The 14,942-nt window shown below is 41.7% G+C and carries 13 protein-coding genes; 2 read left to right on the forward strand and 11 right to left on the reverse strand.

The window, feature by feature from the left end; all coding sequences use genetic code 11:
• Positions 1–71: 71 nt before the first annotated feature.
• A complete protein-coding gene (gene citZ, locus CSV76_RS02725; protein WP_085426545.1) occupies positions 72–1,187 on the reverse strand; it encodes a citrate synthase in 1,116 nt (371 codons plus the stop codon).
• Positions 1,188–1,283: 96 nt separating this feature from the next.
• Here citZ and CSV76_RS02730 point away from each other — a divergent pair, with 96 nt between their 5' ends.
• The gene (locus CSV76_RS02730) at positions 1,284–2,336 is read left to right on the forward strand and encodes an AI-2E family transporter (protein ID WP_099624677.1); all 1,053 of its coding nucleotides are present in this window, start codon (positions 1,284–1,286) and stop codon (positions 2,334–2,336) included.
• Here CSV76_RS02730 and CSV76_RS02735 read toward each other — a convergent pair.
• The 8 genes from CSV76_RS02735 to CSV76_RS02770 all read right to left on the reverse strand — a co-directional run bounded on the left by CSV76_RS02735 (position 2,329) and on the right by CSV76_RS02770 (position 12,330).
• Positions 2,329–2,712, reverse strand: coding sequence for an FxsA family protein (locus CSV76_RS02735; RefSeq protein ID WP_099624678.1), 384 nt, complete (start codon positions 2,710–2,712; stop codon positions 2,329–2,331). The two genes, CSV76_RS02730 and CSV76_RS02735, sit on opposite strands and share 8 nt — an antisense overlap.
• Positions 2,713–2,770: 58 nt before the next feature.
• Positions 2,771–4,531 carry a pyruvate kinase gene (gene pyk / locus CSV76_RS02740; protein WP_099624679.1) on the reverse strand — a complete coding sequence of 587 codons (1,761 nt, stop codon included), beginning with the start codon at positions 4,529–4,531 and terminating at the stop codon, positions 2,771–2,773.
• A gap of 38 nt (positions 4,532–4,569) precedes the next feature.
• On the reverse strand, positions 4,570–5,529 hold the full coding sequence (pfkA, locus tag CSV76_RS02745; protein WP_099624680.1) for a 6-phosphofructokinase: 960 nt from the start codon (positions 5,527–5,529) through the stop codon (positions 4,570–4,572).
• Between the two features lie 63 nt (positions 5,530–5,592).
• Complete coding sequence (locus tag CSV76_RS02750; RefSeq protein WP_085426550.1) at positions 5,593–6,546, reverse strand: acetyl-CoA carboxylase carboxyltransferase subunit alpha; 954 nt, start codon at positions 6,544–6,546, stop codon at positions 5,593–5,595.
• Positions 6,543–7,364 (reverse strand): acetyl-CoA carboxylase, carboxyltransferase subunit beta, encoded by an 822-nt coding sequence (gene accD / locus CSV76_RS02755; RefSeq protein ID WP_099692627.1) that lies wholly within the window; start codon positions 7,362–7,364, stop codon positions 6,543–6,545. The genes CSV76_RS02750 and accD overlap by 4 nt, the downstream gene beginning before the upstream one ends.
• A 47-nt stretch (positions 7,365–7,411) precedes the next feature.
• Positions 7,412–8,074: a FadR/GntR family transcriptional regulator gene (locus CSV76_RS02760; protein WP_085426552.1), complete on the reverse strand. Its 663-nt coding sequence runs from the start codon at positions 8,072–8,074 to the stop codon at positions 7,412–7,414.
• 226 nt (positions 8,075–8,300) lie between these two features.
• The gene (locus tag CSV76_RS02765) at positions 8,301–11,369 is read right to left on the reverse strand and encodes a DNA polymerase III subunit alpha (RefSeq protein ID WP_099624682.1); all 3,069 of its coding nucleotides are present in this window, start codon (positions 11,367–11,369) and stop codon (positions 8,301–8,303) included.
• A 19-nt stretch (positions 11,370–11,388) separates the two neighbouring features.
• Positions 11,389–12,330 carry a DHH family phosphoesterase gene (locus CSV76_RS02770; protein WP_085426554.1) on the reverse strand — a complete coding sequence of 314 codons (942 nt, stop codon included), beginning with the start codon at positions 12,328–12,330 and terminating at the stop codon, positions 11,389–11,391.
• A gap of 119 nt (positions 12,331–12,449) precedes the next feature.
• Between CSV76_RS02770 and CSV76_RS02775 the strand changes: the two genes are divergently transcribed.
• On the forward strand, positions 12,450–12,779 hold the full coding sequence (locus CSV76_RS02775; RefSeq protein ID WP_085426555.1) for a YtpI family protein: 330 nt from the start codon (positions 12,450–12,452) through the stop codon (positions 12,777–12,779).
• Positions 12,780–12,789: 10 nt separating this feature from the next.
• Here the strand turns inward: CSV76_RS02775 and CSV76_RS02780 are convergent, their stop codons facing one another.
• Positions 12,790–14,097: a DRTGG domain-containing protein gene (locus tag CSV76_RS02780; RefSeq protein WP_085428967.1), complete on the reverse strand. Its 1,308-nt coding sequence runs from the start codon at positions 14,095–14,097 to the stop codon at positions 12,790–12,792.
• A gap of 126 nt (positions 14,098–14,223) precedes the next feature.
• A complete protein-coding gene (locus CSV76_RS02785; RefSeq protein WP_085426556.1) occupies positions 14,224–14,901 on the reverse strand; it encodes a metal-dependent hydrolase in 678 nt (225 codons plus the stop codon).
• Positions 14,902–14,942: the final 41 nt, after the last annotated feature.

Here is a 14,942-nt window from a genome sequence, read left to right on the forward strand (position 1 = left end):
TATTGATATCCTCCTGAGTTCAAAATCAGTGGGCCGGTATACGAGATACCGCCCCACGAATTTACTTTTTTTTATCGTTCATTGATTGGAACATACTTCTGCATGCCTGGTCCAACGTACTCTGCACGTGGGCGGATCAAGCGGTTGTTTTCGTATTGTTCTAGGATATGTGCAATCCATCCTGAAAAACGAGAAACTGCAAAAATAGGTGTGAAAATATCATGATCGATGTCTAATGAATGATATACCGAAGCGGAGTAGAAATCAACATTTGGAGGCAATTTCTTTTCTCCAGTGACAATTGCTTCGATTTGTTCAGACATATTGTACCACTTTTCTTCACCGCGAAGAGTAGTCAATCGCTTAGACATTTCACGTAAGTGCTTCGCACGTGGATCACCTTGACGGTATACACGGTGTCCGAAGCCCATGATTTTTTCTTTGTTAGCAAGCTTTTCACGAATATATGAATCGACCTTATCTTCATCGCCGATTTCCATTAGCATATTCATAACCGCTTCGTTTGCACCGCCGTGTAATGGACCTTTAAGAGCGCCAATTGCAGCAGTTACGCCAGAATACATATCAGATAGAGTCGCTACACAAACACGCGCAGTGAACGTAGATGCGTTCAACTCATGGTCTGCGTGTAGTACAAGTGCTTTATTGAATGCTTCTTCAGCGATATCAGCAGGCTCTTCCCCAGAAAGCATGTAAAGGAAGTTTGCCGCATAGCTTAAACCTTTTTTAGGTGCTACTGGCTCTTGTCCTTTTCTGATACGTGCGAATGCAGTAACTACTGTTGCAACTTTAGCCTGAAGCTTAACTGCTTTCTTGTAGTTTTCTTCTGGTGACATATCTTCCGCTTTTTCATCGTATAATCCTAGAAGCGAGATTGCTGTACGAAGTGCTGCCATTGGATGCACTTTGTCGATTGGGTACGTTTTGAAGTGATCAAGAACCCCTTGTGGAATTTCTGCGTTATCTTCTAACTGCTGTTTCAATTCAGCAAGTTCCTTTTCGTTTGGCAAACGTTTGTGCCAAAGTAAGTAAACTACTTCTTCAAAACTAGCATTTTCTGCCAGATCATCGATGCCGTATCCTACGTATGTAAGAGTGTCATCGATAATGGAACTGATTTGAGTTTGTGCTGCCACGATACCTTCCAAACCTTTTGTTGCTGTCATGATATTCGCTCCTTCTTCCCAGTTTGGTCATCTCCCTGAAGCGGAGTGCAGAACGATGACCATCTGCTAATTATATTTTTATCTAAAACGCTTACAATGACCATTATAAGCAACTTTAACGGTTTTGTGAATGGTAAAGATGTTTTTTATTTATTATTACCCGAAAGGAATGGACAAATCCGTATGATATCCATCGACTCCAAGCGCTTCCAAACCTATGCCCGTCAATGGTTGCCGGCTATATTAATCGTGATTTTCCTTATCGTAATCCCACCTATAGGATTTGCGATAGTTTTCGCTTTCTTCACTGCTCCGCTTATGAATTCTTTAATTGCGCTTACAAAACTGCCGGCTTTTCTAGCTGCTTTACTCATAATGGTGGTACTTGCCTCTTTAGTATACACCTTTCTATTTCTATCAATCAACGGATTGATTTCTGTCATATGGACAATGGAAGATCAATTAGGTGTAATTATCGAAATGATGGATAGCAAAGGCTGGAATTTACATGCCGCCGCAGAACAATTTATTCAATTAAGTCATGAGGCAATGGAAGGGATCATTAGTTTACTGCAAAAAACGTTCCAGCAGATTTTCAGTACATTTTTATTCATTATCGCGTACTTTTTCGCTTTACGAGAAAGTGCCACCAATCGTTTTTGGTTTTTAGTTTACTTCCCTAAAAACTTCAGACAGGTAGCACGCAAGATTTTTGATAGGTCAAGCCGTTTAATGGGGCATTTCTTCTCGGTTCAAATCCGCTTATTCTTCATGACCTTTATATTGATGGTGATCGGTTTTTGGCTACTTGATTTTGAATCATTCTTAACAAAAGCATTCTTAATATCGTTAGTTGACAGTATTCCATTCCTTGGAATAGGACTAGTATTTCTTCCGATGATTGCTTTTTCTTTCTATATTGATGATATACACATCGCGATCGGCTTATTGGTCCTATACATCGTAATACTCGTCAGTCGTCAGATGGTTGAATCACTTCTTTGGGCACACGCATTTAAATTGCGAACCGTACACTCCTTCATTATTACCGCTTGTGCAGTGTATTTATTCGGGTTATACGGTATCATGTTTTTACCTTTTTTCTTATTTATCGCATTGAAAGTTAAAGAACATCCGACATTTACATAACTCGGATTTGGCCATTACGGATTTTATTGTAAATCCATTTGACGATAAACGGATACAAAATTTTACGTGGACCACTGAACAATAATAATAGTCCTGCAATATCTGTTATGAAACCTGGCATTAATAATAATAAACCACCCAGTAAAATACACACACTGTCGACTAGCGCTTTACCAGGCGTTTCTCTATTGGCCATACGAAACTGTAAATCGCGCCATGCGTGCAAACCTTGTTTCTTGGCTAGGTAAGCACCGCCGATACCGGTCGCGATAATAATTAAAATTGTCGGCATGATCCCAAGTGTTTTACCCGAAAACATTAATAATGCCAGTTCAGAAGTTGGCACAATGATGAATAATGCTAGTAACCATTTCATATAGGAACCTCCAAAAAAGACCGCTCTCTCTTTACGAGAAGCGGTCTATATATTTTTATTACAATACTTTTGCGTGACCGTTGTAGATTACACCGCTCGCTGCATCCATTGTAATGTCACTGCCATTCTTAATAACCGATGTAATGTTTTCAGCACCTACGATTACAGGTATACCTAGACTCAAACCAACAACTGCTGCGTGGCTAGTTAGTCCCCCTGTTTCGGTGATGATGCCTGCGCATCGCTCAAGAGCAGCAAACATATCACGGTCTGTAGAATGCGTGACAATGATGTCACCATCTTTGATTTGTGTTAATGCTTCTTGTGAGTTCTTGATAATCTTCGCTTTACCGAAGGCGACGTTTTTGCCGATACCTTGGCCGCGACCAATTAAATCCCCAATAACGTGTAATTTCATCAAGTTAGTTGTACCCGCTTTACCGACCGGTACACCTGCAGTGATGATCACTACATCGCCATGAGTGACATATTGGTGTTTAACACTTTCTTCGACTGATTCCTGAAGAATACCGTCGATGTCGAGTGCTTTCTTTCCAACGATTGGATAAACACCCCAAACAAGTGTCAGTTTATTGGAAATCACTTCTGAACGTGTTACCGCAATAATAGGAACACCCGGACGGTACTTCGCGATCATTGTTGCAGTTTGACCACTTTCCGTTGGTGCCAAAATTGCTTTAACATTCAAGTTAAGAGCTGTATAAGAAGCAGCTTGTCCAATTGCTTCTGTAAGATTCCCTTCTTTTTCTCTCGTTCTTGTGGAAACGACAGAATGGAAGTCCATGGATTCTTCAGTAGACAAAGCAATTTTGCACATTACTTTTACAGATTCGACGGGGTACATCCCAGCAGCTGTTTCACCAGAAAGCATGACAGCATCTGAACCGTCTAAAATCGCGTTGGCCACATCACTTGCTTCAGCACGTGTAGGACGTGGGTTTCTTTGCATAGAATCCAGCATTTGTGTCGCTGTAATAACAGGTTTACCATACTGGTTACATTTACGGATCATCATTTTTTGTACCAAAGGAACTTCTTCAGCGGGAATTTCTACTCCTAGATCTCCACGCGCAACCATTAGGCCATCAGACAATTGAAGAATTTCGTCTAGATTGTCTACGCCTTCCTGATTTTCAATCTTTGGTACAATATGGATATGTCCACCATTGTTATTTTCAAGTAATTCACGGATTTGAATAACATCAGTTGCACGACGCACGAATGAAGCTGCGATAAAATCAACGCCCTGTTCAATACCGAACAGGATATCCTCTTTATCTTTATCCGTAATTCCTGGCAATTGCACAGATACATTCGGAACGTTGACACCTTTATTATCTTTTAAAGGGCCTGCGTTAATTACTTTTGTATGAATTAATCCTTTTTCGATATCTTTGCCTGTTACTTCAAGTTCAATCAAGCCGTCGTCTAAAAGTACGAATGAACCGCGATCGACGTCATGGATTAACTGTTCGTACGTAACAGAAAATGTTTCTGCAGTACCGAGTACTTCTTGCATCGAGATATCTACTGCTTGTCCTCTTACCAACTCGATTTGACCTTCTGTCATTTTATGAGTCCGAATTTCAGGGCCTTTTGTATCGAGCAGGATCCCAACTACTTTTTCTTTTTCAGCTGCCGCTTTGCGGATTCTTTCAATACGTATTCTATGCTCTTCTTGGGTGCCATGGGAGAAGTTCAGGCGTGCAACGTTCATCCCTGCGTCAATCAGTTCTAGCAGTCCTTCGTAAGATTCACTTGCTGGACCGATTGTACACACGATTTTTGTCTTTCTCACTACTTATCGCTCCTCTGCGTCATGTCGACTCTGACTAATTAGATGGATAGTGTTTCTGCCAATTCTAATAATGACAAGTCCAACTTTTCTCGTTTAATAAAGACTTCTTCTAAATTATAGTCTACCACTTTATGATTTCTCATTCCAACAGCAGAACTTGTTTTTCCAGACAATAATGTTTCAACCGCTCTTGCTCCGTATTGGCTGGCAATTACCCGGTCACGTGCGGATGGTGAACCACCACGTTGTATATGTCCTAAAATAGAAACTCGAGTTTCGACTCCCGCTTCTTCTTTCAAAATATCTGCCAACTGTGTAGCAGACATTATACCTTCAGCCAGTACAATAATACTGTGTTTTTTTCCACGACTTGTACTTCGCTTAATCCGATTGACAATAGAGTTCACGTCAAACGGCTTCTCGGGTAATATGATGGATTCGGCACCGCCGCCTAGCCCTGCCCATAATGCTAAATCTCCTGCGTCACGACCCATTACTTCAATAATAAATGAACGCTCGTGGGATGTTGCCGTATCCCGGATTTTATCGATGGCTTCGACGACAGTGTTTAGTGCGGTATCGAACCCAATCGTAAATTCCGTACCGGTTATATCATTATCAATCGTAGCAGGTACACAAGCACACGGAACACCCATTTTAACTAATTCGTACGCTCCTCTAAATGAGCCGTCCCCACCAATGACTACCACTCCATCGATACCATGGAGCTTGATTTGCGCAAGAGCTTTCGCACGACCTTCTTCCGTCATAAACTCCGGGCATCTAGCGGATCGCAGTACAGTTCCACCGCGCTGGATAATATCTCCAACAGAGCCAAGCTGGAATTGCTCAATTTTGCCATCAATCAACCCTTGATAGCCATTGAATACACCAGAAACTTCCAATCCTTCATAAATCGCTTTTCTGACTACGGAACGAATTGCCGCATTCATTCCCGGTGCATCACCACCACTTGTTAAGACCGCAATTTTTTTCATGTCGATCCCATCCTTTAATCATGACTTGTATGTACGAGCAAAAGACGCGGTTGCCCGCATCTTTTATTCCGAAAACACGCCAATGCTCCGGAATTTATTGTATCGGTTATCAATCAATTCTTCTGATGATAAATCGCATAATTCCTTCAATGATCTACGTATAGTACAACGGATCTCAATAGCCTGTTTGTTCGCATCACGATGTGCACCACCAAGTACTTCAGGAATGATTTCATCAATGATGTTCATATCTTTCAAATCGGGTGCAGTGATTTTCATCGCTTCCGCCGCCTGTTTAGCAAGTGATGGATCTTTCCACAAGATAGAAGCTGCGCCTTCAGGTGAAATTACAGAGTACGTGGAGTTTTCAAGCATATGGATATGATTTGCAACTCCTAGAGCCAACGCACCCCCACTGCCTCCTTCTCCAATAACGATTGAGATCACAGGAACTTTCAAGCCTGCCATTTCAACGAGATTGCGAGCAATCGCTTCACTTTGTCCACGTTCTTCTGCCGCCTTACCAGGATACGCACCTTTCGTATCAATGAAACAGATAATAGGACGATTGAACTTTTCCGCTTGTTTCATCAGACGAAGTGCTTTACGGTACCCTTCAGGATGTGGCATACCGAAGTTGCGTTTAACATTTTCTTTCGTATCTTTACCGCGCTGATGTCCGATAATTGTAATAGGCGTTTCTTCAAATGAAGCAATTCCGCCTATTATGGCTTCGTCATCTCCAAAGTTGCGGTCGCCATGAAACTCAAGGAAGTCTTCAAACAAACGAGTAATATAATCTTTCGTTGTAGGTCTTTCCGGATGCCGAGCTACTTGTACACGATCCCACGGCTCCATGCCTTCATAGATATCTTTTTCTAACTTCGACAAGCGATTTTTCAGATTGACAATTTCAGAAGAAAGATCTACGTCATTCATTGCTGTATACTCTTCTAATTCATTGATTTTTTCACGCAATTTTACGATAGGTTCTTCAAATGCGAGTGTTTTACTCATACAATTTCGATCTCCTTCCGTGCGTGAAGGCTCAGGATTTTATTCATCACTTCAGGCATTTCATTGCGATGAACTACCGCATCCAATTGCCCGTGACTCAATAAAAACTCTGCTGTCTGGAAATCTTCCGGCAGTTTTTCACGTACTGTTTGTTCAATTACGCGACGTCCCGCGAACCCTATTAGAGCTTTTGGCTCTGCCAAGTTGATATCACCAACTGAAGCGAAACTAGCCGATACGCCACCTGTCGTCGGGTATGTCATAATAGAAATATACAATAAGCCTTTGTGGGCATGTCTTTCAAGGGCTACACTTACTTTAGCCATTTGCATTAGACTAATGACCCCTTCTTGCATACGGGCACCGCCACTTGCCGAGAAGATCAACATAGGAATTCCTAATTCAGTAGCTTTCTCTACAGCTCTTGTGATCTTTTCGCCAACTACCGAACCCATGGATCCCATACGGAAATGTGCATCCATTACAGCAACAGCTACTCGGTTCTCTTGAATGGTTCCGACACCAGTAAGCACGGCTTCGTTGAGTCCAGTTGCTAATGCGTCTTTTTCAACTTTTTCTGTATAAGCAGGGAAATTTAGCGGATTCTCTGTCTTTAAATGATTATCCATTGATTCAAAGCTGCCTTCGTCAAATAAATGATCGATTCGTTCTTGCGCCGTCATTTTATAATGATGCTGACAAGAAGGGCAAACTTTACCATTCTTCAACAAGTCCTTTGTCAAAATTACATGCTTACACTCGGGACATTTTGTCATGATTCCTTCTGGTACATCTGCTTTACTTTGAGCAGACGGCATTGTATGTTGGTCAACTTTTGGTTTCTTTTTAAATAATTGCTTGATACTCATTCCGTTCCCCTTCTTTCTCCCTCAACTTGATGCATCCATTTTTCATACCAAGTTAAGGCTTTTTCCGTATTGCCTGCCATTATTTCGTCCAGCAGTTCATGCACAGTTACTATTTCTTCATCTGTTGCAATAGCTACATCGAAAGAAACTCCACTATACTGTTTCAATAAAAACCAAATTTTCAAGGAGAGTCGATTTTCAGTAGCGACAATAGTTTCGCGCACTATATCTTCACGCAAAAACACAGACTCTTCTTCTCGCAATTTACTTTGCATGCCTTTCCATACAGGCAGCATACGCAGTTCTTCATTTTCTGTAACCGTTGTAATAGCTGCGCGTTCATGAATCATCCTTGTATCAACTACATCTTGGATAGATCGCGCTTGCTGCATAATAAACGTCGAGAGAACTTCCACTAACTGATGTTTTTTGAAATCGGATAGAAATGTTCCTTCGCCTCGTCTTGTTTCAATGAGGCCAAGCAATTCCATACTTCGTAACGCCTCGCGTACTGCCGTTCTGCTTACTTGCAGCTTTTCCGCCAGATGACGTTCAGATGGTAACTTATCGCCATACTCGATTTTTTGTTCGCTAATCAGTAATTGTAGTTCTCCGATAATATCCAAAAAACGCTTGGATGATGATTGTGGATTTTGCATGAGGAGAACTCCTTTTTCGTTCCATAAACAGAGTGGTCTGACCACCCTGCATACTAGCATACAAAAAAGTCGGCACTACGTAAAGCAATATCTTGAAATTACAAGTGTTTTTATTTCGTCATTTTTCGTACCGACTGAACGCTCGCTTAGTAAAAAGTCGAAGTATAGTCCATCATGGCGCAGATTGCGTCATGATGGACTATACAAGATTTTGCTCCTACACTTTTCAGTCTCCCGAAAGACTCAGCGACGCTAATTGCTCGACAATGAGTTGAACAGATTGATTACGAAAATCGATGCTACCCGACACTTGAACAAACGCTTCTTCTTTTAACTGGACGCTGATCTGTGCATATTGTTTCGGAAATACTGTACACGATATTTCTTCCGTCTCGTCTTGTATCGTTAGAAAAGCCATGGCTTCCCCCTTTTTAGTACGAATACGTTTGATCGATAAGATGATTCCTATACACGTTGCTTTCGTTCCTCGGTTCAGAGAAAACAGTGACGCGATCGATGGGATGTGACTCGATGCAGTTCTTTTTAATTGTTCCACGGGATGTTCGGATAAATAAAACCCTAACGTATCATGTTCAAAACCAAGCTTCGTCATCTGATCCATTGTGCCGCCTGGTGTATATTTGGGTTGGGAATTAAATTGAAATTGATCACTTAATGCATCATCTCCTATGAAGAGTGCATGGGAATGAGCGGCATCTATTGAAGCAAGAAGAACTGAGCGTTTTTGATTAAAGTCGTCAAGTGCACCTGCTTTAATTAACGGGATGATGGCTTTTTCAGAAAAATGATCGGCTCCTAGTGAGATGGCCATGTCAAACATCGATGACCAACTCCCCTTTTCCCGAGCAGCCGCCAATTGCTGATAAAATGCGAAAGTAACTCCTTTAATTGCGCCTAAACCGAGACGAATCGCATGTCCTTCCACTGTATGTGAATAACGGCTAGTCTTGACAGATGGCGGTAGTATCGGGATACCTTTTGCTTTCATTTCACGAATTACTTCCATCATCTTGTCTTTGCTACCAGTTAATGAGGAAAGGAATGCTGCATAAAAGTAAGTAGGTTCATTTGCTTTAAAAAATGCCAATCGATAGGAAATCATTGAATAGGCTACCGCATGGCTTTTCGGAAATCCATAATCCGCGAATTTAACAATTAAGTTGTATACATTATTCGCTTTGATTTGATCAAACCCTTTTTTACTTGCCCCCGCAATAAAGTGTTGCCGTTCCTCTTCTAATACTTGCTGATTTTTCTTACTGATTGCCCGTCTTAGAAGATCCGCTTCTGCCATCGTAAAACCGGCAATTTCCACCGCAAGTTTCATGATCTGTTCTTGATAAATGATGATACCGTATGTCTCCGAGAGAATAGGTTCTAGCTCTGGTATGTCGTAGACAGTTGGCTCTTGTCCATTTTTCCGACGACTATACAGCGGGATGAACTCCATAGGACCCGGTCGATATAACGCGTTCACTGAGTATACATCTTTGAAATTATCCGGTTGTATAGTCTTTAACGCACGCCGCATGCCGGGCGATTCAAATTGGAAGATTCCTGTTGTGTCACCATTTTTAAATACTCTGTACGTTGCCTGATCATCGAGTGGAATGCATTCGAAATCAATAATCTGCTTTTTATTGTATTGAATCATTGCACGGATTCTGTCGAGTAGCGTTAAATTACGCAAACCTAGAAAGTCCATTTTCAATAAACCGACTTCTTCCACGTCTTTCATTGCCCACTGTGTCAGGAATACTTCATCTGAACCTATCTGCAACGGAACGTAATGTACGAGGGGATTCGCTGCAAGGACGACACCAGCTGCATGCGTCGATGCATTTCTCGGTAAATCTTCCAAGCGTTCCGCAGCTTGCCGCCACAGCTCTCTACGTGGCTCCACTTGAATCCAGTCACGTAGTTTCTTTGACTGGATAATCGTTTCTTTGAATGACCGGCCACTATTTAATTCATTGGACATGAATCGAACTTCTTCAGGCGTGAAGTCTAGCACTCTGGCCACGTTTCGTGCGACCGCTTTCGTTGACAACGTACCGAAAGTGATAATCTGTGCGGCATATTGTTTACCGTATGTACTTGCCACATAATTCACCACTTCTGTTCTGCGATTATCCGCAAAATCGATATCAATATCGGGCATCGTTACACGTTCGGGATTTAAAAAACGTTCAAAAAGCAATCCATATTTGATTGGGTCAACTTCTGTAATCCCGAGAGCGAACGCCACTAAAGAACCTGCAGAAGACCCACGACCAGGGCCGACTAGGATGCCTTCCGTTTTTGCGTAACGCACATAGTCTTCTACTATTAGGAAGTAATCGGTGAAGCCCATCTGATCGATGATGGATAGTTCGTAGCGAAGACGTTGTTCATATTCTTCTGACAGTGACTGGAAACGTGCTTGAAGTCCGTTTCGGCAATTTTGCTCGAGAAGTGAAATAGGCGCTTGGCCGTCTGCGACTGGAAACTTTGGCATGAGGAAATCTTCTTTTTGGATAGTCACTACGCACGAATCCATAATGCCTTCTGTTGTCCGTAACCATTCTGGATGATCACCAAACCAATTAACAAGTTCTTCACGTTCTGGTAAATAAGCTTGTCGATAACGATTAGGGGGCTTTTGTGAATCATTCAATTTATAGCCTTTGCGTATGGCTGTCGCGACTTCGTAAGCTTGAAAATCTTCCTTATGAAGAAAGCGCGTTTCTTGACAAGCAGCGATCGGCAATTGACTTTCTTCACTTAATTGAATAATGCTTGCTTCGTCAGTATGCGCTCCTCCACCAGGCCTACCGATTCCAATGAATGTTGAAGCGTTAGAATCTTTTTCTGCCACTAGCTGCAAGACACGTAGATCACGCGCGTTCGCCCATGAAGAATCTGTCATCGCACATATGATGATGCACCCTTCCCTGTAAGCTTGAAGCCAGTTGAGTGGGAGGTTTTCTTCTTCTCGCGTAGAAATGGCGCTGCTCATTTTCATTAGATTAGAGAAGCCTGTTTCGTTTTGTGCATAAATATAAACAAGTACTTCATGATCTTCGACTTCCAATGTGACGGACAAACCAATTACAGGACGTATGCCGTATTTAGCTAGCATTTTGCTGAACGATCGGACACCATATAGCTTACTATTGACGATAGCAGCAGAAGAAGCCCCTCTTTTTTGCAAAAGAGGAGCCAGTTCATCTAACTTTACAATTCCACGCAGTAAGTCTGCGCCCGTTACGATTTGCGGATACATCAGGTTCATTTCAATCCCTCAGCTCTGCTTAATAGTTTCTGCAAAGTTCTTGCAGTTTGACGATGATTTCATCTACTTCTGTCCATGAATATGCGGAAGCGCCTGAGGCCAGCGGATGGCCACCACCATTATGTTGCATCGCTAACGTATTAATGACAGGTCCTTTCGAACGGAGACGGACACGAATTTGATCATTTTCTTCAATAAAGATGATCCAAGCACAAATTCCTTTTACATCGCCAAGTGACCCTACTAATTGCGAAGTCTCTGACACTGTGACATCGAATTGATCCAGAATTTCCTGTGTTAGTTTAATATACGCTGCTCCATTTTCATCGATTGTGAAGTTTTGATACACATAACCTTGTAGATGCAAGATTTTACGATCGACTTCGTACATCCCAGCAAACAACTCGGTGCGATCGAATGGTTGCTTGATCAATGAACTAGCTACTTCGAACGTTTTTTCAGTCGTGCTTTGGAACATAAAACGGCCTGTGTCACCCACGATCCCGGCGAACAGGAAACGTGCTGCTTCCGGAGACATTTCCCATCCGAAGGACGCGTGACCTTCCTCATAAATCGTATAGATCATTTCAGAACAAGAACTCGCGTCTGTATTCACCCAGCGCTCATTACCGTATGGATCTTCATTCGGGTGATGATCGATTTTCAATACATACGCACCTTTATCGTAAAGCGGTCCGTCAATACGGTCCGTGTTTGCAGTATCGGTGACAATAACAAGTGCACCTTCGTAATCTGCTTCAGTTACTGCATCCGGTTTTCCTAAATAACTTAATAGCTCATCATGTTCTCCTGCTGCGAGTACTTGCTTTTTAGGGTAATTCTTTTTGATAAGTTCTTTCAACCCCATTTGCGATCCGTATGCATCCGGGTCCGGTCGGACGTGACGGTGGATGATGATTTTTTCGTATTGTTCAATTGTGTCAATGATTTGTCGTTTCATGTATATTCCCCCAGGTTTCTGTACAAGTATTCGCAATTCCTTTTAAAAGCCGCTACAATGTATAGTGAACCTCGACGCGTAGGCCACAGGTTATTTTTCATGTAATGGAGGCTTTTTTGATGGAAATGGTTAATTTTATTTTTGTATTTGGTATAATCGCTTCCGGCGTATTCTATTTCGTTTTCAAAACGCGCCAATTCCGCACAAGCCCTATGTTTCCCATCCGTAAAAAGATGTATGCAAGCATGGCAGGCACAGCACTTGGTGCGCTATTGATTTTTTTCGGAATCAATCAATTACTTATCTTTGACGGTGCTTTAACATATATCGTGTCCGCTATCTTCATTTTATTCGGTGGCTATGTTGCGATATTTAACTTTAATGCTCAAAAACATTATAAGCAATTCGTAGCTGAAGAACGTGAACTAAACAAAGCTGATGTCAATTGACGTCAGCTTTTTATTTTTCAAAAAGCTGGAACGTCCCCATTGCTTTCGCTACAATACCATCATTTGATATCAGTTCGATTTCTAGCTTGATGAATCGACGGCTCAAGTGAATAATCTTCGGTTCGACTGTGACCGACGCACCAAGTTGTACTTGTTTGATGAAATAGATCGTCACGTTTTCTGGTACACTTTCGCCTCGTTTTTGAAGCTTGATCGCACGACTACCCGCTTCTGTCAAAATTGTTAACATTGCTCCATAGGATAGTGAACCAAATTGATTGGTCATCTGCGGCACAACGGCAAACTCTATTTTTTCAGGTGAATTGGAGATGGCTTTCATTTGATTCTTGACAATATCATCAATTGTTTCGCCTTGCTGTGGTTGACGTTGTGTCATTTGCAATGCTTTTAAGACATCTTGTCGACTGATGATTCCCTCTAAGACTCCGGCATCATTAACGACTGGCATTAAGTCGATACCTTCCCAAATCATACTGTGCCCTGCCGATGCGACACTCATTTTACCGTTAACAGTAATCGGACCAGGCGTCATGACTTTCCCTATGATATCCACATGCGGTTTACTGACGACATCACGAGACGTAATAATTCCTACTAATGTGCCATCGGCTTTTACGACAGGATAAGCGGAGTGTGATGTTTGGTGATTTACTTCATAGAATTGGTCAACTGAATCCTCAGGCGATAAAGTGACTGTACTGGCTAGAGGTGTCAAAATATCCTCCACCAATAAAATTTCCTTTTCAATCAGCTGATCATAAATTGCACGGTTTAGCATAGTGGCGACTGTGAAAGTATCATAACTTGTTGATATAACAGGCAAATTCATCTCGTCTGCTAGTTGCTTGACTTCATCAGTCGCATCGAAGCCACCTGTCACGAGTACAGCGGCTCCTGCTTTAATCGCTATTTCATGCGCTTTCAAACGATTTCCAACAATCAACAAACTACCCGCATCAATATAACGAATCATATCCTCGAGTTGCATAGCTCCGACTACAAATTTCGTTAATGTTTTATGTAATCCATCACGTCCACCCAGTACAACACCGTCTACAATGTTGATGACTTCTGCAAATGTCAGACGTTCAATATTTTCTTTTTTCTTTTTCTCGATTCGAATCGTACCTACACGTTCAATCGTGTTTACCAATTTTTGATTTTCCGCTTCTTTTATCGCCCGGTAAGCGGTTCCATCACTGACTTCCAATGCTTTCGCAACTTGTCGTACAGAGATCTTTTCGCCCACTGTCAAGCTTTCTATATAACGCAAAATCTGTTCGTGTTTAGTTGACATGATTTCACCTTTTTCTTCGACCTGATTTAAGGTTTCGGCTTTTAGAATATCATACCATAAGTCCATCAAAAATACGGTCTAGGACGCTAACAATGCGTCTTAGACCGTATTTATTTATTTCTTATTTTATAGCTCGATGGAATCCCCTGGTTGCATTATTTTCACTTCATGATTCGTCACGAGTGATTTGAAGTCTTCAGGCTCCAATTCAATCGGTGGGAACGTATTAAAATGAACAGGAACTGTTAGCTTCGGGTTCAGTAACTCGACTGCCTTCGCAGCATCTTTAGGACCCATCGTGAAATTATCTCCGATAGGTAGGAACGCAACATCAATTCCATCTTCTCCGTACAGTTTCATATCGCTGAATAAGGAAGTGTCCCCTGCATGATAAATAATTTTATCTTCAATCGTCAGCAGTAAACCTGCAGGCATACCCGTGTAAATAATTTCATTGTCTTCTGTTGTATAAGAAGAACTATGGAAAGCTTGTGTATATTTTACGGTACCGAAATCAAATTCCTTTGCTCCTCCGATATTCATGCCATGTGTTTTCAATCCTTGGAATCCAAGATATACGGCTAATTCATTTGGAGCAACGACTAGGATGTCTTCTCTTTTCGCGATCTCCATCGTATCCCCTACGTGGTCATTATGGCCGTGCGTCAGTAAAATCACGTCTGGCTTTTCGTTTTCTGCCTTTAGATCCGTTAATTTATTCCCTGTAATAAAAGGATCGATTAAAATAGTCTTTCCTTTTGTTTCGATTTTAACGATCGAATGGCCATGATATGAGATTTTCACAACGATCACACTCCTATTTTTAATCACTTATACACTCTATA

The sequence above is a fragment of the Sporosarcina sp. P17b genome, from assembly GCF_002743115.1.
In the GTDB taxonomy this organism is placed as follows: Bacteria; Bacillota; Bacilli; order Bacillales_A; family Planococcaceae; genus Sporosarcina; species Sporosarcina ureae_C.